The organism is Jiella mangrovi (assembly GCF_017815135.1).
Classification (GTDB): Bacteria; Pseudomonadota; Alphaproteobacteria; order Rhizobiales; family Rhizobiaceae; genus Jiella; species Jiella mangrovi.
This window is the reverse complement of record NZ_JAGJCF010000040.1, coordinates 1-1,022: the sequence shown is the minus strand read 5'-3', so window position 1 is coordinate 1,022 and position 1,022 is coordinate 1. Positions and strand designations below refer to the sequence as shown.

Annotated in this window: 1 protein-coding gene; it reads left to right on the top strand. The window is 64.8% G+C overall.

The annotated features are described in order from the left end of the window. Window positions 1-162: 162 nt before the first annotated feature. Window positions 163-1,022: IS110 family RNA-guided transposase (locus tag J6595_RS22365; RefSeq protein WP_209597966.1), on the top strand; the 860-nt coding region annotated here is incomplete at its 3' end.

The window sequence follows — 1,022 nt, the reverse complement described above, 5'->3', positions numbered from 1 at the left end:
TCGAATTGGTGTATGGTGGGAGGCGGGAAGGAGGCCGAGAGAATCCTGGTCGTCCGCAAGGCAGACCGGTGCCTGGCATGGCCCCTTCCCGCGCCGTCTTCGAAACCTGAACAGTTGCATGAGGCTGCTCGCAACAGACCTCGCACCACAGGAACAGGCACGATGACCATACACCAAACCGTCCTCGGCTGCGACATTTCCAAGTCCTTCCTCGACGTCTTCGATCCGCGCAGCGGGCGTTGCGTGCGCATTGCCAATGAGAAGGACGCCGTCGAGGCTTTCGCGGCCTCTCTTGCCGGCACGGATTGTCTCGTCGTCTTCGAGGCGACCGGCGTCCATGACCGGCTCTTGCGTCATGCGCTCGGCGAACGTGATATCCCCGCACGCCGGCTCAATCCGGTGCAGGCGCGCCGCTTTGCCGAGATGTGCGGGCGCCTCGCCAAGACCGACCGGATCGACGCGATCGGCCTGTCGGATTTTGGCAAGATGGTTCAGCCCAAGCCCGATCCGGCTCCTTGCAAGGATCGCGAAAGGCTGGCGGCGCTGGCCAGGCGGCGCGATCAGCTCGTCGAGCTGCAAGCCCTGGAAAAGCGGCACCGGGCCGACGCCTTCGAGCCCTGCGTCATTGCCGACATCGACGGCGTCATCGAAAGTCTCGGCGAAAGGATCGCCGCCATCGAAGCCGAGATCGACCGGCAGACGCGGCGCGACGCCGATCTTACCGCAGAGCTCGAACGGCTGACCTCGGCGCCGGGCGTCGGCAAGATCACGGCGCTGACACTGGTCGCCCATATGCCCGAACTCGGCTCGTTGACGCCGAAGAAGGCCGGTGCCCTTGCCGGCCTGGCACCGTTCAACGACGACAGCGGGCATCGCCGGGGGCGCAGGCACATCAAGGGCGGAAGGCGCCGGGTGCGCAAAGCTCTCTACATGGCCGCCCTCGGTGCCATTCGCGCAAACACCCGTTTCAAGAGCTTCTTTCAAGCCGTCGCCGAAAGATCGGGATCGAAGAAAGTCGGCAT